Annotated in this window: 17 protein-coding genes; 8 read left to right on the top strand and 9 right to left on the bottom strand. The window is 46.7% G+C overall.

The window, feature by feature from the left end:
- Positions 1–32: 32 nt before the first annotated feature.
- Together purR and torD are read right to left on the bottom strand one after the other, a co-directional pair.
- The gene (gene purR, locus KIT90_RS13790; protein WP_005441667.1) at positions 33–1,037 is read right to left on the bottom strand and encodes an HTH-type transcriptional repressor PurR; all 1,005 of its coding nucleotides are present in this window, start codon (positions 1,035–1,037) and stop codon (positions 33–35) included.
- Positions 1,038–1,481: 444 nt separating this feature from the next.
- Entirely contained in the window at positions 1,482–2,129 is a 648-nt protein-coding gene (gene torD / locus KIT90_RS13795) for a molecular chaperone TorD (RefSeq protein ID WP_009707097.1), read from the bottom strand.
- Between the two features lie 233 nt (positions 2,130–2,362).
- Between torD and torR the strand changes: the two genes are divergently transcribed.
- Positions 2,363–3,076 (top strand): two-component system response regulator TorR, encoded by a 714-nt coding sequence (gene torR / locus KIT90_RS13800; RefSeq protein WP_009707096.1) that lies wholly within the window; start codon positions 2,363–2,365, stop codon positions 3,074–3,076.
- A 103-nt stretch (positions 3,077–3,179) separates the two neighbouring features.
- Here the strand turns inward: torR and elyC are convergent, their stop codons facing one another.
- A complete protein-coding gene (gene elyC / locus KIT90_RS13805; RefSeq protein ID WP_038896317.1) occupies positions 3,180–3,986 on the bottom strand; it encodes an envelope biogenesis factor ElyC in 807 nt (268 codons plus the stop codon).
- A gap of 114 nt (positions 3,987–4,100) precedes the next feature.
- On the opposite strand from elyC, the gene cmoM reads away from it, so the two are divergent.
- Genes cmoM through mukB form a run of 4 tightly spaced genes read left to right on the top strand, consistent with a single transcriptional unit; the run spans position 4,101 to position 11,404 of the window.
- A complete protein-coding gene (gene cmoM, locus KIT90_RS13810) occupies positions 4,101–4,892 on the top strand; it encodes a tRNA uridine 5-oxyacetic acid(34) methyltransferase CmoM (RefSeq protein ID WP_005441671.1) in 792 nt (263 codons plus the stop codon).
- 2 nt (positions 4,893–4,894) lie between these two features.
- Positions 4,895–6,232, top strand: coding sequence for a chromosome partition protein MukF (mukF, locus tag KIT90_RS13815; protein ID WP_009707095.1), 1,338 nt, complete (start codon positions 4,895–4,897; stop codon positions 6,230–6,232).
- Entirely contained in the window at positions 6,213–6,938 is a 726-nt protein-coding gene (mukE, locus tag KIT90_RS13820; RefSeq protein ID WP_005378379.1) for a chromosome partition protein MukE, read from the top strand. The genes mukF and mukE overlap by 20 nt, the downstream gene beginning before the upstream one ends.
- Before the next feature lie 2 nt (positions 6,939–6,940).
- The gene (gene mukB, locus KIT90_RS13825; RefSeq protein ID WP_285377134.1) at positions 6,941–11,404 is read left to right on the top strand and encodes a chromosome partition protein MukB; all 4,464 of its coding nucleotides are present in this window, start codon (positions 6,941–6,943) and stop codon (positions 11,402–11,404) included.
- Positions 11,405–11,467: 63 nt separating this feature from the next.
- Here the strand turns inward: mukB and KIT90_RS13830 are convergent, their stop codons facing one another.
- On the bottom strand, positions 11,468–12,502 hold the full coding sequence (locus tag KIT90_RS13830; protein WP_285377128.1) for an AraC family transcriptional regulator: 1,035 nt from the start codon (positions 12,500–12,502) through the stop codon (positions 11,468–11,470).
- Between the two features lie 165 nt (positions 12,503–12,667).
- On the opposite strand from KIT90_RS13830, the gene KIT90_RS13835 reads away from it, so the two are divergent.
- From KIT90_RS13835 to KIT90_RS13845, 3 genes are all read left to right on the top strand, one after another.
- Positions 12,668–14,158 (top strand): coniferyl aldehyde dehydrogenase, encoded by a 1,491-nt coding sequence (locus KIT90_RS13835; protein WP_054822836.1) that lies wholly within the window; start codon positions 12,668–12,670, stop codon positions 14,156–14,158.
- An 82-nt stretch (positions 14,159–14,240) separates the two neighbouring features.
- Positions 14,241–15,806 carry a long-chain fatty acid--CoA ligase gene (locus KIT90_RS13840; protein ID WP_285377130.1) on the top strand — a complete coding sequence of 522 codons (1,566 nt, stop codon included), beginning with the start codon at positions 14,241–14,243 and terminating at the stop codon, positions 15,804–15,806.
- Positions 15,793–17,433 (top strand): GMC family oxidoreductase, encoded by a 1,641-nt coding sequence (locus KIT90_RS13845; RefSeq protein ID WP_285377135.1) that lies wholly within the window; start codon positions 15,793–15,795, stop codon positions 17,431–17,433. Before KIT90_RS13840 ends, KIT90_RS13845 begins: the two co-directional genes overlap by 14 nt.
- Before the next feature lie 87 nt (positions 17,434–17,520).
- On the opposite strand, the gene KIT90_RS13850 is transcribed toward KIT90_RS13845, so the two are convergent.
- The 5 genes from KIT90_RS13850 to cmoB all read right to left on the bottom strand — a co-directional run bounded on the left by KIT90_RS13850 (position 17,521) and on the right by cmoB (position 22,301).
- A complete protein-coding gene (locus tag KIT90_RS13850; RefSeq protein ID WP_009707089.1) occupies positions 17,521–17,673 on the bottom strand; it encodes a hypothetical protein in 153 nt (50 codons plus the stop codon).
- A 199-nt stretch (positions 17,674–17,872) separates the two neighbouring features.
- Positions 17,873–18,841 carry an alpha-L-glutamate ligase-like protein gene (locus tag KIT90_RS13855; RefSeq protein WP_005441682.1) on the bottom strand — a complete coding sequence of 323 codons (969 nt, stop codon included), beginning with the start codon at positions 18,839–18,841 and terminating at the stop codon, positions 17,873–17,875.
- 3 nt (positions 18,842–18,844) lie between these two features.
- Positions 18,845–20,350 (bottom strand): inactive transglutaminase family protein, encoded by a 1,506-nt coding sequence (locus KIT90_RS13860; RefSeq protein ID WP_005441683.1) that lies wholly within the window; start codon positions 20,348–20,350, stop codon positions 18,845–18,847.
- Positions 20,351–20,361: 11 nt separating this feature from the next.
- Complete coding sequence (locus KIT90_RS13865) at positions 20,362–21,108, bottom strand: ATP-dependent zinc protease (RefSeq protein WP_005441684.1); 747 nt, start codon at positions 21,106–21,108, stop codon at positions 20,362–20,364.
- 221 nt (positions 21,109–21,329) lie between these two features.
- Positions 21,330–22,301, bottom strand: a complete 972-nt coding sequence (gene cmoB / locus KIT90_RS13870) for a tRNA 5-methoxyuridine(34)/uridine 5-oxyacetic acid(34) synthase CmoB (RefSeq protein ID WP_285377132.1) — start codon at positions 22,299–22,301, stop codon at positions 21,330–21,332.
- Positions 22,302–22,377: the final 76 nt, after the last annotated feature.

Here is a 22,377-nt window from a genome sequence, read left to right on the forward strand (position 1 = left end):
GAGCGCTTTATAAAATGAGTTCGCAGATGAGGTTAGTTTAGTTTCTTAACCGTGTTGCGAACAACGATCTCTGGTTGCATCTCGAACACTCGTTTTTCGTGTTCCTTGTCTTTGATGCGCTCTAAAAGGATCTCAAATGCGTTTTTACCCACACGACGTTTTGGTTGGTGGATAGTCGTTAGCGGTGGAGAAAAGTATTCTGCAAGCTCAATGTTGTCGTAACCGATCACGGACACATCATCCGGTACTTTGATACCGTTTTGCTGCAAGCGGCTCATTAAGCCTAGCGCCATTGTGTCGTTAAAACAGAAGACAGCCGTTGGGCGTTTTTCCATTGCAGTGATGTTATCTGCCGCCAGTACAGCAGTATCACACTCAAAGTTACCTTCAAGAACCCAATCTTCGTTAACCGTTAGGTTTGCTTCCGCCATCGCTCGGCGGTAACCAGCGATACGCTCTTGGCACGCCGCTTTTTCAAAATGACCGCTTAAACATGCGATGTCAGTGTGACCGTTATCGATCAGGTATTTCGTCGCGATGTAGCCGCCTTCTTCCGAGTTATCGATGATCTTATCTGCCTGTGAGCTCTCAGGGCCCCAGTCCATCACAACTTTTGGAATGTCAGAATGGCGGTCTAGCATCTCTTTTAGCTCTTCCGTCAAGTCAGAACACATTACTAGGATGCCATCTACGCGTTTCTCAGCTAGCATGCGGATGTAGTCACGTTGCTTCTCGTAGATACCGCCCGTGTTACAAAGAATTAGAGTGTAACCTTGACGGTAACAGTAACTCTCAACACCATCGATGACTTCAGAGAAGAATAGGTTGGTTGATTGAGTAACTAACATACCGATAGTACGAGTAGAGTTGCACTTCAAGCTACGAGCAACGGCGCTTGGCGCGTAATTTAGTTCATCAACCGCTTTCATTACTTTTTCTTGGGTTGCTTCTGCAACAAAGCGAGTTTTGTTAATTACGTGCGAAACCGTTGTGGTAGAAACGCCGGCTAAGCGAGCAACGTCTTTAATAGTGGCCATAAATGATGTCCTGTATCGAGCTACTGAATACCGTGAGTGAAGACAACCATACGCTTAGGGTCTTGCACAAACCGAGCAACTGCAAGAAAGGGCATTGCTGAGATATTTGGCAGTGGTTGTTCCGAATCGGTATAAAAAGATTTGTAGCAACATTTGTTGCTGAGACTCATATTCCCTTCTTTTATAAGTGAGGAATTAGTCAGCAATCATGTTAAGAAAACACAAAAACCGCTATATTTCAGCGGTTTACATATAAATCATATTTAATCGTTTGCGCTCACATTTTAGACTGATGTGGGCAGGCTGGCAATATTTTCAGCGGTTGTTTTGTGCCCTTGAGGTCACATTTTCACGGCTAAATTGGTTGGGTTTCTCTAAGCCAGATTAAAACTAAACGAATAAAATAGGGAGCCTAAATAGCAGGCTCCCTAAAATAGGCGGCAATTATTCACCAAGAAGGTAGGTGCTGTCCAGTTTACAAAATGCAATTAATAGTTGCGCAACGCTAACATAGAAGCCAAATTCGTCGAACTGCTTACATTTAGCGGCAAACTGAGGTAGCCAAGTCAAAAGATGCTGTTGGATGAAATCGTTCTGCTTTTCAAACGCTTCTTCCATGTGCTTTTCTTGCTCTAGTTCGTTAGAGCGAATAATCATATTACCCAAGAAATCCAACTCTACCGCTAGGTGGTCTGCTGGCTCTTTCAGGTTTTCATCAACTTGCACGCCAAACTCTGCCATCAGTTTTTCCATCTCTTCTGCTGGTTTGTCGTTTAGCAGACCAGATTGACCGATGTACATAGAGGCGTAAGGCAGTGCACCGTGCTTTTCTGTCTTAAGGAAAAGCTCACAAAAGTCTGCAGCCAACTCAAGTTGCGCGTCTTCACGATCCTGTAGGCGGTTAAGTGCATCAACAAGGGTATCCACAGCTGGTTTTAATGACTCATTTTCACCAAGGCCAGCCAAAAAGCTTCGAATTTCAACACTGTGGTAGCTTTCTAGTTCTTTCTCTGTCAGTTCTTTTGCGAACAGGCTAGAAAACCACCAATAGATTTCTGCGCGTTTCTCGTTAAAAGCTTTCACTTCTTGCATTTCTTTGCTCCTAAATGGTTATCCCCTAAGTGTAAACAATTAAGATGAATAGCAGTAACTATAATTGTTATCCATTATGGGAAAATATGCGCGTTTATGAATGGCTGTAAATAAGCTTGCTTTGAATCAATAAAAACGCAAAATCTTGCTTTTTAATGTATCTATGACTAGAAATGTTACTAGTTATGAATAGAATACGTCTTGGAAAATAAAAAAGACAGAAAGTGGTGTAAATGAGCTATCACGTATTAGTCGTAGAAGATGATGTAGTAACTCGTAGTAAGCTTGCGGGCTATTTCCAAAATGAGGGCTACAAAGTTAGTGAAGCAGAAAGCGGGGCAGAAATGCGCGAAGTGCTTCAAAGTGGCGATGTAGACCTGATCATGTTGGATATTAACTTGCCTGGCGAAGATGGCCTTATGCTTACGCGTGAATTACGCAGCCAATCAGATATCGGCATCATATTAGTGACAGGACGCACGGATAGCATTGACAAAATCGTTGGCCTAGAAATGGGCGCAGACGATTATGTGACAAAGCCTTTTGAACTAAGGGAATTATTAGTTCGCGTTAAGAACTTGCTGTGGCGCATTTCGGCGGCACGTAGCGGTTCGCAAAAGACAGCGAACGACACTAATGAAGAACACATTGTGCGCTTCGGTGAGTGGACGTTTGATATTCAACGTCGTGCTTTGAGCCGTAACGGTGAGCCGGTGAAACTAACCAAAGCGGAATATGAGCTATTGGTGGCACTGTCTTCGTACCCAAATCAGGTACTAAGCCGCGAGCGTATTTTGAATATGATCAGCCACCGAGTGGATGCGCCAAACGATCGTACTATCGACGTACTGATTCGACGCATGCGCGCTAAGATGGAGTTTGATCCAAAGAACCCACAAATCTTTGTGACTGTTCACGGTGAAGGCTACATGTTTGCAGGCGACTAAATCATCGCAATAAAGAAAAAGGAGAGCATTGGCTCTCCTTTTTTGTGTCTGTGATTTCAGTTAAGGCAATCTAACGATAAGCTTTATCAGCGGTAGGCAGCAATTAAGGTTGTGCGACTTCAGGCTCTTCTATTTCAACCATTGGCGTTTGTCCTACGTTGTCACGCAGTTTCTGCCATAACCCACCAAGATACTCATGCCAGTACAGTTCGGTTTGCTCTAAGTAACGAGCTTTTGGAGCGTACTTTTGCCATGGCTGCTCGATGTCATCAATCGCCATAAAGTTCGTTGGTGCAGGGATGGGTTTAATACCTGCAGCGTTGAACTCATACAAAGCACGTTTCATGTGGCTCGCCGAAGTTACGAGCACGATGTCTTTTTGCTTAACAAACGCGGCTGCTTGGCGAGCTTCTTCCCACGTATCTTTAGCGTCTTCCAATAAAATAATATCGGATTTAGCGACGCCAAGAGAAAGTGCGACGTTTGCCATCATACGAGCATGGCTAATTTCAGAACCACCTGCATAACCAGACAGGATTAATTTCGCACCTGGGTACATGCGCAAAATACGAATGCCCTCGGTGAGTCGCATCAGTGCTGTGCGACTTAATTGAGAGGTCGGTGGGATCTCATCGTCCACCACATGGCCATTACCAAGAACCATGACATAGTCAACGGTACCAGAAACGGGTAAAAACGCTTTGTACTCGCGCTCTAGCGGCATCAGTAGCTTAGTTGAAACAGGTTGGAAGGCAACGAGAAAAATGCCGACAAAAGAGAATAGAACAACAAAGCAGCCAGTTTTACGTTTGGTGGTAAAACTAATGAGAGCAAGACCTAACAAGCCTATGATTAGCAATGCCGGAAGGGGCATTAACAAGGCTGACATAACTTTTTTCAGCTCAAACATACATAAATAGTCCGAAAAAACATCAATTGATAATAAAAATGAGGATAACCCTCTTTATTCCTGCTTTCCTTGTGACAGAATAGCGGCACAATCCGTTATGATAACTCAGCAGAAGTGACAGAAGACCGCAATTTCGACGATATCGCCCACAAATTTGCAAAAAATATTTACGGCTCCGATAAAGGGGAGATCCGCCAAATCATTGTGTGGGAAGATTTTCTACAGATTCTAAGTGAATTAGACGCCGACCATCAAGCCCTGCAAGTCCTTGATGCGGGTGGTGGGTTAGCACAATTGTCGCAAAAGCTTGCTAAGCTCGGACATCATGTCGCTTTATGTGATCTATCTTCGGAAATGCTGCAACTAGCAAAGCAGGATATTGAAAAAAACGGTTTGCTTGAGCAGTATCGCCTGATTCATTCACCTGTCCAATCCATTGGTGACCATATGGAAACGCAGGTGGACCTTGTCATGTTTCATGCCGTCATGGAGTGGTTGGTAGACCCGAAAACCGCACTCGAGACCGTTTTGGAACAGGTCAAGCCGGGGGGCATTGCTTCGGTTATGTTCTATAACCACCACGGCTTAGTCTATAAAAATGTGGTTTGTGGCAACATTCCTCATATTTTAGACGGCATGCCTCACCGGAAAAGATTTAAACTACAGCCACAGAAAGGCCTAAAACCCGAAGAGGTCTATCAATGGATAGAAGATTCTGGTTTTAGTATTTGTGGCAAATCTGGTATTCGTTCCTTCAGTGATTACATAGGCAATATGCAATACATGGGCGATTACGAGTTTGAAGATGTGTTGGCGCTAGAAAAACAACTTTGTCGACAAGAGCCATACCTCTCATTAGGCCGCTACATACACGTGTGGGCTAAGAAGAACGATAAACAGGAATAACGATGAGTGAGATGACTCTCAATGCTGCAGAGCAACCAATCGATGAGTTGGTTGGCTGGGTTAAGCAGCACGATTTCTCGTTGAACCTGACCACTGAGCGATTGGCATTTTTGATTGCCATCGCTGTACTAAGTAATGAAAGGTTCGATGAAGAATTGGGTGAAGGTGAATTGCACGACGCATTTGCCATCGTCACTCGACTTTTTGATGAGACCGGCGAAGCTTCGGCTTTCCGTGCGAACAATGCCATCAACGAGATGGTTAAGCAGCGTCTTATGAGCCGTTTTGTCAGTGAGATTACTGACGGAGCGAGCATTTACCGCTTGTCGCCATTAGCGATAGGAATTACCGACTACTACGTGCGTCATCGTGAGTTCTCGAAACTGCGTCTTTCTATCCAGCTATCGATGGTAGCGGATGAAATGGCAAAAGCGATTGAAGCGGCACAAAAGGGTGGCACTCCGGGCCACTGGAAGAAAAACGTTTACGGAATTTTGAAATATTCTGTAGGCGAAATCTTCGATCAAATCGACCTTAACCAACGTGTGATGGATGAGCAGCAACAGTCTGTTAAACAACAGATTGCTGATCTGCTTAACAAAGACTGGCGTGAAGCGATCAACAACTGTGAAGCGCTCCTGTCAGAAACATCGAGCACGTTGCGTGAACTTCAAGATACGCTGCAAGCTGCCAGTGATGAACTGCAAACTCAGATCCTAGATATTCAAGAAATTGTTTACGGCGATCCAGAGCTTGAGTTCATCGAAGAAGCCTTATTCGGTCTGCAAATGAAGCTGGACCGAATCACAAGCTGGGGCCAGCAAGCGATCGACCTTTGGATTGGTTACGACCGACACGTACACAAGTTTATCCGTACTGCCATTGATATGGATAAAAACCGTGCGTTTAGCTCGCGTCTGCGTCAATCCGTCAAAGATTACTTCGATGCGCCTTGGTATCTGACTTATGCAGATGCGGAAAGGCTTTCTGACCTTCGTGATGAAGCCCTAGTACTGCGTGATGACGAGGTAACGGGTCAAGTTCCGATGGAAGTAGAATACGAAGAGTTTCAACAAGTCAATGATGAGTTGGCTGAGCGAATTGGTGACATGCTGAAAGCGCATAAAGATCAAGGCACACCAATCGACTTGAGCGTAGTTCTGCGAGATTACCTTGCACAACACCCATACACTCATCACTTTGATTTAGCTCGCATTGTCGTTGATCAGGCGGTACGTCTGGGTTACTCAGAATCCGACTACCAAGCTGTTCAGCCAGACTGGAAAGCAATCAACGAATTTGGGGCAAAGGTACAAGCGAATGTCATCGACCGATACTAATGAATACATGTCAGAGAATCTGGCAAAAGCAATTTCTAACCCTCTGTTCCCAGCGCTAGACAGCATGCTTCGAGCAGGGCGTCATATCTCCAGTGAAGATCTAGACAACCACGCGTTGTTGTCGGATTTCGAACTTGAGCTTTCTTCTTTCTACCAACGCTACAACACCGAATTGGTGAAAGCGCCAGAAGGTTTCTTCTACCTTCGTCCACGTTCAACATCTCTGATTGGCCGTAGTGTTCTTTCTGAACTGGATATGCTGGTGGGTAAGGTACTGTGTTTCCTTTACCTAAGCCCAGAGCGTCTTGCGCATGAAGGCATCTTCACTAACCAAGAGCTGTACGACGAACTGCTTGCTCTAGCAGATGAAAACAAGCTGATGAAGCTAGTGACGAACCGTGCTACCGGTTCTGACCTTGATAAAGAAAAGCTGTTTGAAAAAGTACGTACTTCACTTCGTCGTCTGCGTCGCCTAGGCATGATCATCAACATCGGTGAAACCGGTAAGTTCAGCATCAGTGAAGCAGTATTCCGCTTTGGTGCGGATGTACGTATCGGCGATGATATGCGTGAAGCGCAACTGCGTCTGATCCGTGATGGTGAAGCGGTAGTGCACACCAAAGAGCCAAGCCAAGGCAGCCTATTGTCTGAAGAAGATCAAGACGACCAAGCCCAAGAAGAAACAACAGAAGAGGGTGAAGCATGAGCATGATTGAACGCGGTAAATACCAATCGCTGACCATGGTCAACTGGAACGGCTTCTTTGCCCGTACGTTTGACATCGATGGTCTGGTCACCACGCTATCAGGTGGTAACGGTGCAGGTAAATCAACCACAATGGCGGCGTTCATTACCGCATTGATTCCTGACCAAACGCTACTGCACTTCCGTAACACGACAGAAGCGGGCAGCAGCCAATCGTCTCGCGACAAAGGTCTGTACGGTAAGTTACAGCCGGGCGCGTGTTATGCGGCGCTAGACGTGGTGAACTCACGTAACCAACGCCTATTGTTCGCAGTAAAACTGCAGCAAGTTGCGGGTCGTGATAAGAAAGTAGACATCAAACCGTTTGTTATCCAAGGTCTTCCAAGCCATGTGAAACCAACGGATATCTTGATTGAAAGCGTATCAGCGACTCAAGCTCGTGTACGTCAAATCAACGAAGTGAAAGAATCGATCGCAGAATTTGAAGGTGTTCAATTCAAAGCCTTCTCTTCTATCGTGGATTACCACGCGCAAATGTTTGAATTCGGTGTGATTCCGAAGAAACTGCGTAACTCTGGTGACCGTTCTAAATTCTACCGTCTGATCGAAGCATCGCTTTACGGTGGTATCTCAAGTGCAATTACACGCTCGCTACGTGACTACCTTCTGCCACAAAACGGCGGCGTGAAGAAAGCGTTCCAAGATATGGAATCGGCGCTGCGTGAAAACCGTATGACGCTTGAAGCGATCAAAACCACGCAAGCAGACCGTGACTTGTTCAAACACTTGATCACAGAGTCGACTAACTACGTGGCGGCGGACTACATGCGTCACGCGAACGATCGTCGTAACAAGCTGGATAAAACACTGTCATTGCGTTCAGAGCTGTTCGGCTCTCGTGAAACTCTCGTTGAGCAAAACAACCTGCTTAACCGCGTTCAAGAAGAGCTAGAACTGCTGATCGAGTCGGAATCTGCTCTAGAGCAAGATTACCAAGCAGCTTCGGATCACTTGCAACTGGTGCAAAACGCATTGCGCCAGCAAGAGAAGATCGAACGCTACCAAGAAGATCTTGAAGAGCTAAGTGAGCGTCTTGAAGAACAAATGATGGTAGTGGAAGAAGCGCAAGAACGCGTGATGATGGTGGAAGAGCAAGCGACCGTTGCGGAAGAAGAGGTGGACAGCCTTAAGACGCAACTGGCGGACTACCAACAAGCACTCGACGTTCAACAAACTCGCGCCCTTCAGTATCAACAAGCGGTTCAAGCGCTGGAAAAAGCGAAGCAACTACTTGGCGATGACAGCCTAACAGCAGAATCGGCGCAAGCGCTGGTCTCTGAGCTTAAGAGCAAAGAATCAGAAAGCACCAACGCGTTGCTATCGGTTAAGCATAAACTGGACATGTCTTCTGCAGCAGCAGAGCAGTTCGAAACGGCGCTTAAACTGGTACAAAGCATCGTTGGTCAAGTTGAGCGTAGAGACGCGTCTGAACATGCGAAAACCGCAATTGCGAAAGCGCGTGAATCTCAGCAAGTTGCGCAAAACGAACAGCAATGGCGTGCTCAGCACCGTGACCTTGAGCGTAGCCTAAACCAGCAACGTCAAGCGCGCGAGCTAGTCAACGAATACCAAAAGCAATTCCATGTTGAACTGACGGACGAAATCACGTTTGAACAAGAGCGTGAACGTCATGCGACGCAAATCGACTCGCTAGAAATGACGCAAGAAGACGTGCGTGAACAACGCAGCGAACAGCGTCGTCTAGAGCAAGATGCAGCAGCGGAAATCAGCAAGCTAGAAGCCATTGCTCCAACGTGGATTGCAGCGAACGATGCGCTAGAAAAACTGCGTGAGCAAAGTGGTGCCGAGCTAGAAGATAGCCAGTCAGTCATGAGCCAAATGCAAGTGGTGCTTGAGCAAGAGAAGACCCTTTCTCTGGCGAAAGACAAACTGGCAGAGCGTCGCAGCCAACTTGACACTGAGATTGAGCGTCTTGCTTCTCCTGGTGGTTCAAACGACCCTCGCCTGAAAGGTTTGGCAGATACACTAGGCGGCGTATTGCTGTCTGAGATCTACGATGACATCACGATTGATGACGCGCCTTACTTCAGTGCGATGTACGGCCCGGCTCGTCACGCTATCGTTGTATCTGACCTATCTGGTATCGAAGAGAAACTAGTAGAGCTAGACGACTGTCCAGAAGACTTGTACATCATTGAAGGTGACATCGATGCCTTTGATGACAGCTCATTCGACGCGGAAGAGCTAGAAGGCGCGGTATGCGTTCGTATGAACGATCGCCAAATGCGTTACTCTCGTTTGCCTGAAATCCCACTGTTTGGTCGTGCGGCACGTGAGCAGCGTCTAGAGCTACTACGTAACGAACGTGAAGAAGTAGTTGAGAAGCACGCGAAAGCAGCATTCGATTCGCAAAAGATGCAGCGTCTGTACCAAGCGTTCAACCAGTTTGTGGCAAGCCACATTCAAGTAGCATTCGAAGCTGACCCAGAGCAAGCATTGGCAACCATTCGCGATAAGCGTAACCAAATTGCTCGCGTACTGGCTGATCTGGATGCGAAAGAGCAACAACAACGTTCTCAGCTTCAAACCAGCAAGCAAGCGTTGTCTTCTCTAGACAAGCTAGCACCAAACATGGCGTTGATTGAAGACGAGTCGCTGCAAGCACGCTTTGATGAGTTGGAAGAGAAAATCGCTCAGCTTTCAGAAGCAAAAGCTTTCCTAAATAACCACGCGAAAGCGGTGGCAGAACTGGAAAAAGTCGCAGTTGCCCTAGATGCTGACCCAGAGCAATTCGATGCGCTAGAAGCAGAATACAAAGCGGCAGACGAACAGCTACAAGATCTTAAAAAGCAAATCTTTGCACTTTCAGATCTCGTTGAGCGTCGCCACTACTTCGCTTACTCAGATTCAGTAGACCTACTGAACAAGAGTAGTGAACTGAGCGAGCAGCTAAAAGCGAAATTGGTTCAAGCTGAACAAATGCGTACACGCTCTCGTGAAGAGTTGAAACAGTCGCAAGGTCAAATGAACCAATACAACCAAGTATTGGCTTCTCTGAAGAGTTCACACCAAGCGAAACTGGAAACGGTTCAAGAGTTCAAACAAGAACTTCAAGAGTTTGGCGTTAATGCGGACGAAGGTGCAGAAGAACGTGCAATGCGTCGTCGTGATGAATTGCATGAGCGTCTACACACGTCTCGTAGCCGTAAGAGCGAATACGAGCGCACGATCACCTCTACTGAACTAGAGATGAAAGGCTTGGCGAAACGTCTGAAGAAAGTTCAGAAAGAATACGTTGAGCTACGTACGTTCGTGGTTGCAGCGAAAGCTGGCTGGTGTTCAGTACTTCGTCTGGCGCGTGAGAACGATGTTGAGCGTCGTCTACACAAGCGTGAACTGGCTTACATGTCAGCGGATGAACTGCGTTCAATGTCGGATAAATCATTGGGTGCGCTGCGTCTCGCGGTTGCGAGCAATGACGACCTGCGTGATGCGCTGCGTCTGTCAGAAGACAATGCACGTCCAGAGCGTAAAGTTCTGTTCTACATCGCGGTTTACCAACATCTTCGTGAGCGTATTCGTCAGGATATCATCCGTACTGATGATCCAGTTGAAGCGATCGAAGAGATGGAAGTAGAGCTAGCGCGTCTAACAGAAGAGCTAACGCAACGTGAAAACCGCCTAGCGATCAGCTCTGAGTCGGTAGCGAGCATCATCAAGAAGACGATTCAGCGTGAGCAAAACCGTATTCGTATGCTGAACCAAGGCCTGTCGAACATTTCGTTTGGTCAGGTGAAGGGCGTACGTCTAAACGTGAAGATCCGCGAAAGTCACGAAGTGCTACTGAACGGCCTAGCGACACAACAAGAGCAGCATAAAGATCTGTTTGAATCGGCTCGCTTTACCTTCTCTGAAGCAATGGCGAAGCTGTTCCAACGCGTGAACCCACACATCGATATGGGTCAACGTTCTCCTCAGGTTCTGGGTGAAGAGCTACTGGATTACCGTAACTACCTAGAGCTAAGTGTAGAAGTGAACCGTGGTACAGATGGTTGGCTACAGGCTGAGTCTGGCGCGCTATCAACAGGTGAGGCGATCGGTACTGGTCAGTCAATCCTACTGATGGTTGTTCAAAGTTGGGAAGAAGAATCACGCCGCCTGCGCAGTAAAGACATTGTGCCTTGTCGTCTGCTGTTCTTAGATGAAGCAGCGCGTCTGGATGCGAAATCGATCGCGACATTGTTCGAATTGTGTGACCGTCTGGATATGCAGCTTCTTATCGCGGCACCAGAAAACATTAGCCCAGAGAAAGGTACGACCTACAAACTGGTGCGTAAGGTGTTTAAAGACCACGAACACGTACACGTAGTGGGTCTGCGCGGTTTTGGTCAAACGGATAAGCCTAAGACCGAAGCACAAGAGATGATTGAAGAGTTTGAATCGTAAACTCCGAATCTAATAAAACGCCCGCAATGAACGCGGGCGTTTTTGTATCTGTTGCATTAAAGCTTAAGTTGTGAGATTGGCTTCTTGACGATATTGCTTTGGTGAGTTGCCGCTCCATTTACGAAAAGCATGACGGAAGTTCGCACTGTCTGAGAAACCAATGCGTTCCGAGATCTCTTCGACGCTCATTTGTGTTGACGCAAGGTAATGACGAGCCAAGTGGAAGCGAACATGATCAAGGATTTGCTGATAGCTGGTTTCTTCCGATTTGAGATGACGTCGCAATGTTCTTGAAGACATACCTAGCTCAGCAGATAGGGCTTCTATCGAAGGGTAGCTGCCTGGTCTTTCGACGAACATCTGGGTGATCTTCTCTTTCAAACTGGCATTGCCACTCACTTTTGCCAGCATTTCATCGCATGACTTTAAGCACATCTGCAATGTCATGGTATTGGCTGCGGGCAACGGCTCAAACAAGCTGGTGGCATCGAACTGCCATTCTAATTGATCACTGTTGAACTCAATTTTGCAGTGGAATACTTGCTCATACAGCTCGCTATATTCAGGTTCTGGATAAGGGAAACGGATCACGGTTGAAGGGAAAGGTTTCTGCATGACTTCTTCACAAAGATTCTGAATGGCCGCAAACCAGTATTCACAACAAAACGGTAAGAGCGATTGTAGGTCTATCAGTTGTTCTGCGCGAAAGTAACCAGAATTATCTTCCACCCACATCTTCTTCTTTAGCACAGGGCCTGCAAGTCTTAGGTACTTAAAACCCATCATGAGGGCATCGAGTAGGGTATTGCTACTGAACACCGCATAACCTAGCACCCCAAAGTCACTGAACCTTGCTTGCTGTCCCACTTTTAACCCAAGTCCGGGCTCGTCTGACTGAGCCAAAGCATTGCTAAATACTGCTAGTTTTTGCGCGAGGGTAATGTGGGTATCGGGAGCGTAAAGCTGAGGCGCATTGATGCCACTGTCCGCGAGTAAGGCATCAATACTCACACTAGGCTCTAGATAGCGATTGAGTAACTGCAAATCCAAAACACCACAAGCTTGGGTATCTGGCTCATAAACAGCGGTGTATTCCATCGTTGCCCCCTTTACATTTGGATCAATCCTAGCGGGTATTGGGATGTTATTCAGTCATGTTTGTCGCAAAGCTGTCCGAATATCACCGTTTATTGTCTTTTTGTAACCTGTGCGACATGTTATCAAAATGTTGTAATTGAATAAATTGCACAGTTGGAGAGAAACATGAATGTACTGGCAAAGCAAGATAAGGAAGTGCTACGCGATCAAGGAATGATAGCGACTAATTACCCAGCAGTGAGCGAACTCGAAAAGTGGTTCGATGAATTGAAATCAGCATATCAAGCTGAGCCTTTATCGAGTTACGCGGTGAGAAAGCATCGTTTATTAGCCTTAAAAAAGCAGCTTTCCCGATATCAAGATGTACTAGCAAAGGCCATGAGCCAAGACTTTGGTGGTCGAAGCCATACTGAGTCTATCATGGCAGATGTGTTGGCACCGATTCTAGATATCAACCACGTAGTCAAACACCTAAAAGGTTGGATGAAACCAAGCCGCCGACCTACCGAATGGTTGTTCAAAGGCAATAAGCTGGAAGTGCGCTATCAACCTAAAGGGGTGGTAGGCATCATTTGTCCTTGGAACTTCCCTTTGTATCTTTCTATCGGTCCTATGATAACCGCGCTAGCTGCGGGCAACCGTTGCATGATTAAGATGCCCCCAAATTGTCCAGAAACCACCCGTCAGCTGCGTCGTATGCTTGGAGAAATTTACCCAGAGAACTTAGTGCGTATTGTAGAAGGCAATCATCCAGAGGCGATGGAAATCTCTCATCTACCTTTTGATCATTTGGTGTTCACCGGATCGCCAGCAAGCGGAAAGATCATCATGGCAAATGCGGCTGCGAACCTTACGCCTGTGACCCTCGAATTAGGAGGAAAATCCCCTGTGGTGGTATTTGACGATTACGATGTCACCAAAGCAGCAGAACGTATTGCTCATGGTAAGGGCTTTAACTCTGGCCAAATCTGTATCGCGCCCGATTACGCCTTTGTACCAGAAGGTAAGCAAGAGGCTTTTGTCGAGGCGTTAAAACTTGCTCATCAAACTATGTATGGCGAAATCAAAGCCAACCAGGATTACACCGCACTGGTGGATGAGGCACAACACAAACGTTTCCATGATTTACTCAATGATGCACGCGAGAAAGGGGCAACCATTACCCAGTGCCTTGATTATGGCGAAGGGCGAAAAACACCGTTGTACATCGCTACCAACCTGACACCCGAAATGCGTATCTGCCAAGAAGAGATCTTTGGGCCTCTTTTGCCAGTGCATACCTATCGTTCAATCGACGAAGTGATTCAGTACATCGTTAACAGACCTCGACCACTGGCTTGCTATCTGTTTAGCAACAACTCAGAACAACGTGAAACCTTGCTTACTCAAACCCACAGCGGTGGGGTCACCATTAACGACTGGGGGTGGCATGTGCTCAATCATTCGGTGCCTTTTGGCGGTGTAGGTAACTCCGGTATTGGTAATTACCACGGCGAAGAAGGTTTCCGTGAACTCAGCCACGCACGCACGGTACTTAAAATGCGCGATTGGTTCCCAATTCAGTTGTTTGCACCGCCATACGGAAACGTGGTGCAAAAACTGGTGTTACGTGTGTTCGCGGGCAAACCCGACCCAGATTTAAACAAGCACTCGTAACTCTCAATTCTTACCTCTCTACATAAAGAATCTTCGGCAGTCGACACTTGCTGACTGCCTTTCGAAACAAAGGAGATCATGGATGCACAACCTTGCTGTCAATCTGGAGCGCAGTGCTGCGCTCTTTCCTTCTAAATCGGCGCTCAGGATGGGCGATGATGAAATCAGTTACGCACTACTCGACAAATTCGCAGGTAACATCGCAACCAACTTGAAGCGACTGGGACTTGAAGCCGGAGATAAAGTCGCGCTGTCTTGTCCAAACATCACTTATTTCCCCATGGTGTATTACGGCATTTTAAAAGCAGGTTGCGTAGTTGTGCCTTTGAATGTGTTGTTCAAAGGGCGAGAGATCGCCTATCACCTTGATGATTCTGATGCTAAAGCGTATTTCTGTTTTGAAGGAAGCGAAGAACTGCCAATGGGAAGCTATGGCAGACAAGGTTTTGCTCAGGCCGAGCAGTGTGAATATTTTATCTCGCTCTCAGCTCAATGTGAGGAAGGGGAGCATGCCATAGACTCTTGGCTTGCCGAAGAATTCGAGTCTTTTGAATCGGTGACAAGACTCGGCGACGACACCGCTGTGATTCTTTATACCTCAGGTACGACAGGGCAGCCGAAAGGCGCTGAACTATCTCACACCAATATGCTGACCAATGCCATGTCCTCTCAATATCTGATGCGCTTGGAATACAGTGACACGACCATGGCAACCTTACCGTTGTTCCACAGTTTCGGTCAAACCGTCATGATGAATGCCAGCGTGTTGACAGGCTCTACCATGGTGTTGATCCCGCGCTTTGAACCGAAGTTCGTCATTGAGCAAATCATCCAACATAAAGTCAGCGTATTTGCTGGTGTGCCAACCATGTATATCGCACTACTCAGAGCGGGCGAACAATCTCCGGAGCATTCTGAATTGGTGAAACATAGCCTTCGGTTAGGTGTTTCTGGTGGTGCTTCGATGCCGGTAGAAGTGATTCGCCAGTTTGAGCACCGCTTTGAGCTGCCAGTACTGGAAGGTTATGGATTGTCAGAAACCGCACCAGTGGCCACGTTTAATCATATTGATGGCGACAGGCTGCCTGGTAGTGTCGGGCAACCATTGTGTGGCTACGTGATTAAGATTGCCGATGTAAAAGGTCACGCCCGACCAATCGGGGAGCTAGGTGAAGTTTGTATAAAAAGCCCAAGTGTAATGAAAGGCTATTACGGACGACCAGAAGCAACCCACGATGCGTTACGTGATGGTTGGTTCTTAACTGGTGATATTGGACGTGTGGATGAGCACGGCAATTTGTTTATCGTCGATCGCGTGAAAGACATGATTATCCGCGGTGGCTACAACGTGTATCCACGAGAGATTGAAGAAGTCTTGATGTGCCACCCCGATGTAGAGATGGTGGCTGTCGTTGGAGAGCATGATGACCGTCTAGGTGAAGAAGTACATGCCCATGTCGTGCTTCACCAAGATGCGCATTGTAGCCCCGACACTTTAATTACTTGGTGCCGTGAACAACTTGCTGACTATAAATACCCACGCCGTGTTTTCATTCGTAAAGCACTGCCTATGACCGCCACAGGCAAGATTTTAAAGCGAGAGCTTCACCCTTTAGATGTCGCGGAGGTAGATGATGGACAGTTATGATTTTATTGTTGTGGGCGGTGGTTCAGCCGGATGTGTTTTAGCGTCTCGACTCACTGAGGATCCTAATGTCACCGTATGCTTGTTGGAAGCGGGTGGGCCGGATTCAAGCCCATTTATTCATACGCCAGTTGGTGTGGTAGCGATGATGCCAACCAAAATAAACAACTGGGGTTTTGAAACCATTCCTCAATTGGGCTTGAATGGTCGCAAGGGTTATCAACCAAGGGGCAAGACGTTAGGTGGCTCGAGTTCTATCAATGCGATGATGTATGCTAGAGGGCATCGATACGACTACGATCTTTGGGCAAGCCTTGGCAATGAAGGGTGGAGCTATCAAGATTGCCTGCCGTACTTCAAGAAAGCAGAAAATAACGAAGTCCATCATGATGAATTTCATGGGCAAGGTGGGCCACTTAATGTTGCTAACCTACGTTCACCGAGTGGCGTTGTAGAGCGCTTCTTAGATGCATGTGAATCAATCGGCGTACCTCGTAATCCAGATATAAATGGCGCAGATCAGTTGGGCGCCATGCAAACGCAAGTCACGCAAATCAATGGCGAGCGATGCAGTGCCGCCAAAGCTTATCTGACTCCTAATTTACACCGGCCGAATCTGACCGTTATCACTAAGGCGACTACGCACAAAGTGTTGTTTGAAGGCAAACGAGCGGTTGGCGTGGAATATGGCTTGAAAGGGCATAGCTTTCAGATCAAGTGCAACAAAGAGGTGATTCTCTCTGCGGGAGCATTCGGCTCGCCACAAATCCTGATGCTTTCTGGTGTTGGGGCCAAACAAGATTTACAAGCGCACGGGATAGAACAAGTTCATGAACTGCCGGGCGTTGGCGAAAACTTACAAGACCACATTGACCTAGTGCATACCTATCGATGCACAGCGAAGCGCGATACCTTCGGTGTTTCGCTGCAAATGGCAACAGAGATGACCAAAGCTTTGCCACAATGGATGAAAGCACGCAGTGGAAAAATGAGCAGTAACTTTGCCGAGGGCATTGGATTTCTTTGCTCCGATGACGAGGTAAAAGTGCCGGATTTGGAATTCGTCTTCGTTGTTGCGGTTGTCGATGACCATGCGCGCAAAATGCACATGAGCCATGGCTTTAGTTCTCACGTCACTTTACTAAGACCAAAGAGCATTGGCACCGTTAAACTCAATAGTACCAACCCTTATGATGAACCGCGTATCGACCCTGCATTTTTCAGCCACCCAGAAGATATGGAAATCATGATCAAAGGCTGGAAGAAGCAGCACCAGATGCTAGAGAGTGAGGCGTTCGCGGATATTCGCGGCGAGAATTTCTATCCGGTTGATGCTTCGGATGACAAAGCGATAGAACAGGACATTCGTAATCGAGCTGACACCCAATATCATCCAATCGGCACATGTAAAATGGGAACGAAGAGCGACCCTCTGGCGGTGGTTGATAATGAGCTTAAGGTTTATGGCTTGGAGGCACTGAGAGTTGTCGATGCCTCTATCATGCCGACGCTGGTGGGCGGGAATACCAATGCGCCAACCATCATGATTGCAGAGAAAGTAGCGGATACCATCAAAGCAAATTATCGTCTAGATGAAAGCTTTGAAAAGCCAACTACCGCTTTGACATAAACAACCCCTTCAAAAATGAAATAAGCCGAGCTGTAGGGCAACAGTCTCGGCTTTTTTAGCAGGCGCTTAAATGTGAAAAGGTAAGTCCTATTCTTCTGAAAGGTCATTTCCTTTTTCGATCATTTCAGCAAGCTCATCAAGTGCTTGGACAGAGATTTCCGACAAACGTTGTAAGTGCTGGTCAAAGTTCTCTTGTTCAACAAGCGGAGTATCATTGTTATTAGTTTCTTTTGTTAGCATCGCCCAACCTCTTGAGTTGAGTAAGGGGGAGAAAATATAAAATCAAAAATCAGCGGAAAAAAGAAACGATCGATGTGTATTTTGTTAGCTGGATCATCGATTGCAGTGATAAAAACGATGAATTACTTAGGAAGAGAGCGATAGTGCTCAAATATGAAAAGAAAGCTAGCAACCACGAGAATGGCTGCTAGCGATTAGATTAGAACTGAGATTTTACGCCAAATTGCTCTGCTGCGTACGCAACACGCTCTTTTGGTTTTGGATATTCAGCAGGAGTGCCAAGATTCTCAATGTGTTTTAAACGAGGCAGCAAACCTGCGCCGTTTGCGATCTGAATCGCTAGGCCAGGACGTGCATTCAGTTCAAGCACCATTGGACCTTCTTCTTTGTCCAATACCATGTCGGTGCCCATGTAACCTAGACCTGTCATTTCCCAAGCACTGGACGCAAGCTCTAACAAGCGCTCCCAATGAGGCACTTGCAGTGTCGACAGGTCTTTACCCGTATCTGGGTGATGAGTCACTGGTTGGTCAAATTGCACCGCGCGAATGGCTTTACCTGTAGCAATGTCGATACCGACACCTACCGCGCCTTGGTGAAGGTTAGCCTTACCATCCGATGCTGCTGTAGAGCAACGCATCATCGCCATAACAGGGTAGCCCTTAAATACGATAATACGTACGTCTGGCACACCTTCGTAACTGAAGCCGTCGAAGCAGTCATCAAACTTAATCAAGTTTTCAACCACGGCCACATCGTTCTTACCACCAAGAGAGAAGAGACCCGCTAAGGCGTTACTGATGTGACGCTCAACTTCTTCTTTATTACAAGTTGCCCCCGATGGCTTAGTGTAGACACCATCTTTGTGCGAAGTGATAACCAAGATACCTTTACCGCCACTTCCTTGCGCTGGCTTAATCACAAAACCTGGCCATTTTTCGACCATCTTGTGAATCTTTTTAACTTCAGCTTGGCTAGCAATCACGCCGATAAGAGCAGGCACAGTTGCGCCTGCTGCTTCAGCAATGATTTTGGTTTTTAGCTTGTCATCCACCAAAGGGTATTTAGAGCGATCATTGTAGCGACCAATGTAACTATGGTTACGCTTGTTCATGCCCATAATGCCTTTATGGCGAAGTTTTGCTGGCGAAGTAAAACGTTCAAACATCGTTTAGTCCTCCGCTAGTGGTTTAAAGCGACGTAGCTCAGTTAGACGGTAACCCGTGTATGTACCTAGTAGTAGAATACCTGCCAGTACAATGAGCTGTAGGCCGATAAAGTTAAACGTTAGGTGCTGGATGTAGGTATTAGTCATTGCTAAGTAAACCAGTACCGCTGTCAGTAGTGAACCACCACCTTGAAGCGCAACTTCTTTCGCGCCTTCTTCTTCCCATAGAATCGACATACGTTCGATAGTCCATGACAAGATGATCATTGGGAAGAAGGTAATCGTTAGACCTTCAGTCAGACCAATCTTGAATGCCACAACGGTGAACACAGAGATGATCATGATTACGGTGATGATAACCGCGGATATCCTCGCGACCAGAAGTAAGTTAAGCCTCGAGAGGTAACTTCGAATTATCAGACCCGTACCGACAATCAATAGGAAGCCCACAATACCCGTAACAAGCTGGGTTTGAACAAAGGCAACCGCAATCAGAACTGGCATGAAGGTACCGGACGTTTTAAGACCGATAATCACGCGCAAGAACACAACAATCAGAGCACCAATAGGGATCAGCATGATTGTCTTGAACATCGCTTGCTCTTCAAGAGGCAGGCTATGAATCGAAAGGTTTAATAGACCGTCCGCTTCAACCTTATTGTCTGTTGCTTCTTGTGGTGTCAGCTCTTGCTTAATCATCGAGAAGTGGACTTGGCTGTTCTTACCGCCCACTAGGTCAAGTAGAGAGACGTTGGATTCATCCCAAACCAGAAGGTTAGGCTGTGCAGCTGCTTGCTCTGAATTAGGAGAGAAGAGAACCCATTTATCACCAGACCAAACCTGAACCATTGGTTGAATCGTTTGACGACGGCGGCCATCTTCTAATTCGATAACCCCAACTGTTTTGCTTTGCACACCCGCAGTAAGCAGGATCTTTTGCAATGCATCAGTACGGTCAAAGTCGTTCAAGATAAGCGCTGCGTTTTGGCTATCTGGATCGTTAAGCGTTTTGATCAGCTCACGGGCAAACGTCTCGTTGTCTGCCGAACGGCTCATTGCGCGTTCAATTAGAGCATTGGCTGCCGCTTGTTGTGGTGCTGATAGGGTAGGCTTGGTGATTTCGCCTGTTGGTGGTTGTTCATCCACTTTTGCTTGTGGATCAACCAAGAATTGGGCTTTGTAGTAAATGGTTTGTGCGCCGGTTGCTTGGCGGATAGACCATTCAGCACGACGACCTGAATCAGAGTTTACGTAAGAAACACCGTAACCTGGAGAGGACGCAGACTCACCAATCAAGGTGTAGCCTTTTTGCGTGTGAGGAGCGGCTAAAGAAGCTTTTACTTCACCGCCATTCGCATTGAATTCAATACGGGCTTCAACATCCCAAACCTGACGCGTTTCACCTGGAGTCCATGGAACGCCGTAATTCTGATGTCTGAAAACACTCAAAGCGATGCCTGCAACCACCAAAAGGATGATTGACAGGTAAAACGGTATTCTTGACGTCATAATCTACCTTATTATTTTTTCTCTTCTTCCGTTTGAATATATTTACGGCTCACATCGACGAGTGCGATGTCGCGCATAAATTCTCTTCCTAGTAAAACAGGATGGTTCATTTGAGAGCGATCTGCCAACGTAAATTGCGCTTTTTCATGAATTTTTCCAACGCGCACCCAAAGTTCGACTACAGCGCGACGCTCTAATTCTTCATTGGTTGCTTGGCGGATTTTCACATAGCGAATGATTGGCGCTTCAATCCAAATGTCTTTCTCTTCATCTGACTTGGTATTGTCAGCAAGGTGGAAACGCACCCAGTTTTTGCCATTTCTTTCGAATTCTTCAATATCGACGGCGTTAAGTGAAGAAGTTGCAGCGCCAGTATCTACGCGAGCGTCGAAAGTTTGTTTAATGGAATCGATTGTCACACGCTCAATTGAGCCAAGGACAATGTCATGAGTAGGAGTTGCTTGAACGGGAGCAGGAGCTTGAACGATGATAGGTTCTTTTGGCTTTCTCACTTCATCCATTGCTTCTTTGCGGAAAGTATTGAGTTCGCCGTTTAACTTATCCACTTGGCCTTCCAGACTCTCGATGTAATCCGACTGGTTACTAAGTTGAAGCTCTAAGTTGGTAACGCGAGTATTGAAATTCGTTTCTGAAGCCTGAATAGCAGCTAACGTTTCTTGGTGGTACTGTTCGCCTTTGGTTAAAGTACAACCAGATAGTAAGGCGATGGCAACAACCGGAGTCAATCGTATAAACATTGAAAACCTTGGGATTGGATTAAGTTGTTTGTTTTTTAGGAGTTTAGCGTTATCGACAAGCCCTCACAAGCAAGAATCTGCGACAGTCTCTTACAGAATGAGGAATAGTGACGAAACGCCAAAAAATTAAGGACGCAAAATGCATCCTTAATTAGATTCGAAGAGAGGTTAATGTCTTAAAGGCGGGAGTGAGTTAAGACAATGTCAGAAATCTCAGTTAATTATGGCTTAGTCGCCACAAGTATCGCACGACGTGGCGCAGGATAGCCTTCAACCGTTTTGCTTGGGTCGTTAGGATCAAGGTAATCTGGTAGAGAGTTATGTGTCATCCAGTCTGTGGTGCGTTGCTCTCCAACAGAAGTCACGTTTTCATCTACGATACGAACATCTTTAAAACCAACCAACTCCAACCATACTTTCAGTGCTTTCGCTGATGGGAAGAAGTACACATTACGCATTTGTGCGTAGCGAGACGTAGGAACCAATACCGCGTTCTCATCGCCTTTGATGACGAGTGTTTCCAGAACAAGCTCACCGCCTGATACCAACTGGTCTTTTAACTGCACCAAGTGATCCAGTGGAGAGCGACGGTGGTAAAGCACGCCCATACTAAATACAGTGTCGAACGCTTCTAACTTTGGTAGTTGTTCAATACCCAATGGAAGAAGGTGAGCACGTTGGTCATCGCCCATTAACTTACGAATCGCTTCGAACTGAATTAGGAACAGGTGAGAAGGGTCGATACCAACCGTTAGGCGTGCACCTTCACCCAGCATGCGCCACATGTGGTAGCCGTTGCCACAACCAACATCGAGCACGCTGCGGTTTTTTAGTGGCGAGATGTGCGGAAGAACGCGATCCCATTTCCAGTCACTGCGCCATTCGGTATCGATATGAATACCGTGCACTGTGTATGGACCTTTGCGCCATGGGTGGAATGTACGCAGTAGGCTTTCTAGCTTTTTCAGCTCACCTTCATGGAAAGGCGTATCGTTGCTGATTGTTACTGAGTTTTTGATGTCCACTTGGTTTGGTGCACCTTGTGGGATCTTGTTCAGCGCTTTTAGCCAGCGACCAAAGTCACCGTGCTCAGCGTTTTGCCAATCTGTTAACTGTTGAGGTAATACGTTTAGCCACGGCTGAAGACGAGTGTCTTGAGCGATTAACTGATAAAAATTAGCAAAATTAAACATAGTTTTTCACTGAGTAATAAATTAAAAAATTGACACTAAATGAGAAACGTTAAGACTTTCTCGCTTCTCGCTTCTC

Origin of the sequence: Vibrio sp. B172a (assembly GCF_030248355.1) — a bacterium.
Classification (GTDB): domain Bacteria; phylum Pseudomonadota; class Gammaproteobacteria; order Enterobacterales; family Vibrionaceae; genus Vibrio; species Vibrio owensii.

Excerpts from the sequence above, each read along its gene's own strand:
- KIT90_RS13855 (WP_005441682.1), bottom strand. The coding sequence starts at position 18,841 with ATGTTTGAACGTTTTACTTCGCCAGCAAAACTTCGCCATAAAGGCATT.
- mukE (WP_005378379.1), top strand. The coding sequence starts at position 6,213 with ATGTCATCGACCGATACTAATGAATACATGTCAGAGAATCTGGCAAAA.
- KIT90_RS13835 (WP_054822836.1), top strand. The coding sequence starts at position 12,668 with ATGAATGTACTGGCAAAGCAAGATAAGGAAGTGCTACGCGATCAAGGA.
- KIT90_RS13860 (WP_005441683.1), bottom strand. The coding sequence starts at position 20,350 with ATGACGTCAAGAATACCGTTTTACCTGTCAATCATCCTTTTGGTGGTT.
- KIT90_RS13845 (WP_285377135.1), top strand. The coding sequence starts at position 15,793 with ATGGACAGTTATGATTTTATTGTTGTGGGCGGTGGTTCAGCCGGATGT.
- torR (WP_009707096.1), top strand. The coding sequence starts at position 2,363 with ATGAGCTATCACGTATTAGTCGTAGAAGATGATGTAGTAACTCGTAGT.
- elyC (WP_038896317.1), bottom strand. The coding sequence starts at position 3,986 with ATGTTTGAGCTGAAAAAAGTTATGTCAGCCTTGTTAATGCCCCTTCCG.
- cmoB (WP_285377132.1), bottom strand. The coding sequence starts at position 22,301 with ATGTTTAATTTTGCTAATTTTTATCAGTTAATCGCTCAAGACACTCGT.
- purR (WP_005441667.1), bottom strand. The coding sequence starts at position 1,037 with ATGGCCACTATTAAAGACGTTGCTCGCTTAGCCGGCGTTTCTACCACA.
- mukF (WP_009707095.1), top strand. The coding sequence starts at position 4,895 with ATGAGTGAGATGACTCTCAATGCTGCAGAGCAACCAATCGATGAGTTG.
- mukB (WP_285377134.1), top strand. The coding sequence starts at position 6,941 with ATGATTGAACGCGGTAAATACCAATCGCTGACCATGGTCAACTGGAAC.
- torD (WP_009707097.1), bottom strand. The coding sequence starts at position 2,129 with ATGCAAGAAGTGAAAGCTTTTAACGAGAAACGCGCAGAAATCTATTGG.
- KIT90_RS13830 (WP_285377128.1), bottom strand. The coding sequence starts at position 12,502 with ATGGAATACACCGCTGTTTATGAGCCAGATACCCAAGCTTGTGGTGTT.
- KIT90_RS13865 (WP_005441684.1), bottom strand. The coding sequence starts at position 21,108 with ATGTTTATACGATTGACTCCGGTTGTTGCCATCGCCTTACTATCTGGT.
- KIT90_RS13840 (WP_285377130.1), top strand. The coding sequence starts at position 14,241 with ATGCACAACCTTGCTGTCAATCTGGAGCGCAGTGCTGCGCTCTTTCCT.
- KIT90_RS13850 (WP_009707089.1), bottom strand. The coding sequence starts at position 17,673 with ATGCTAACAAAAGAAACTAATAACAATGATACTCCGCTTGTTGAACAA.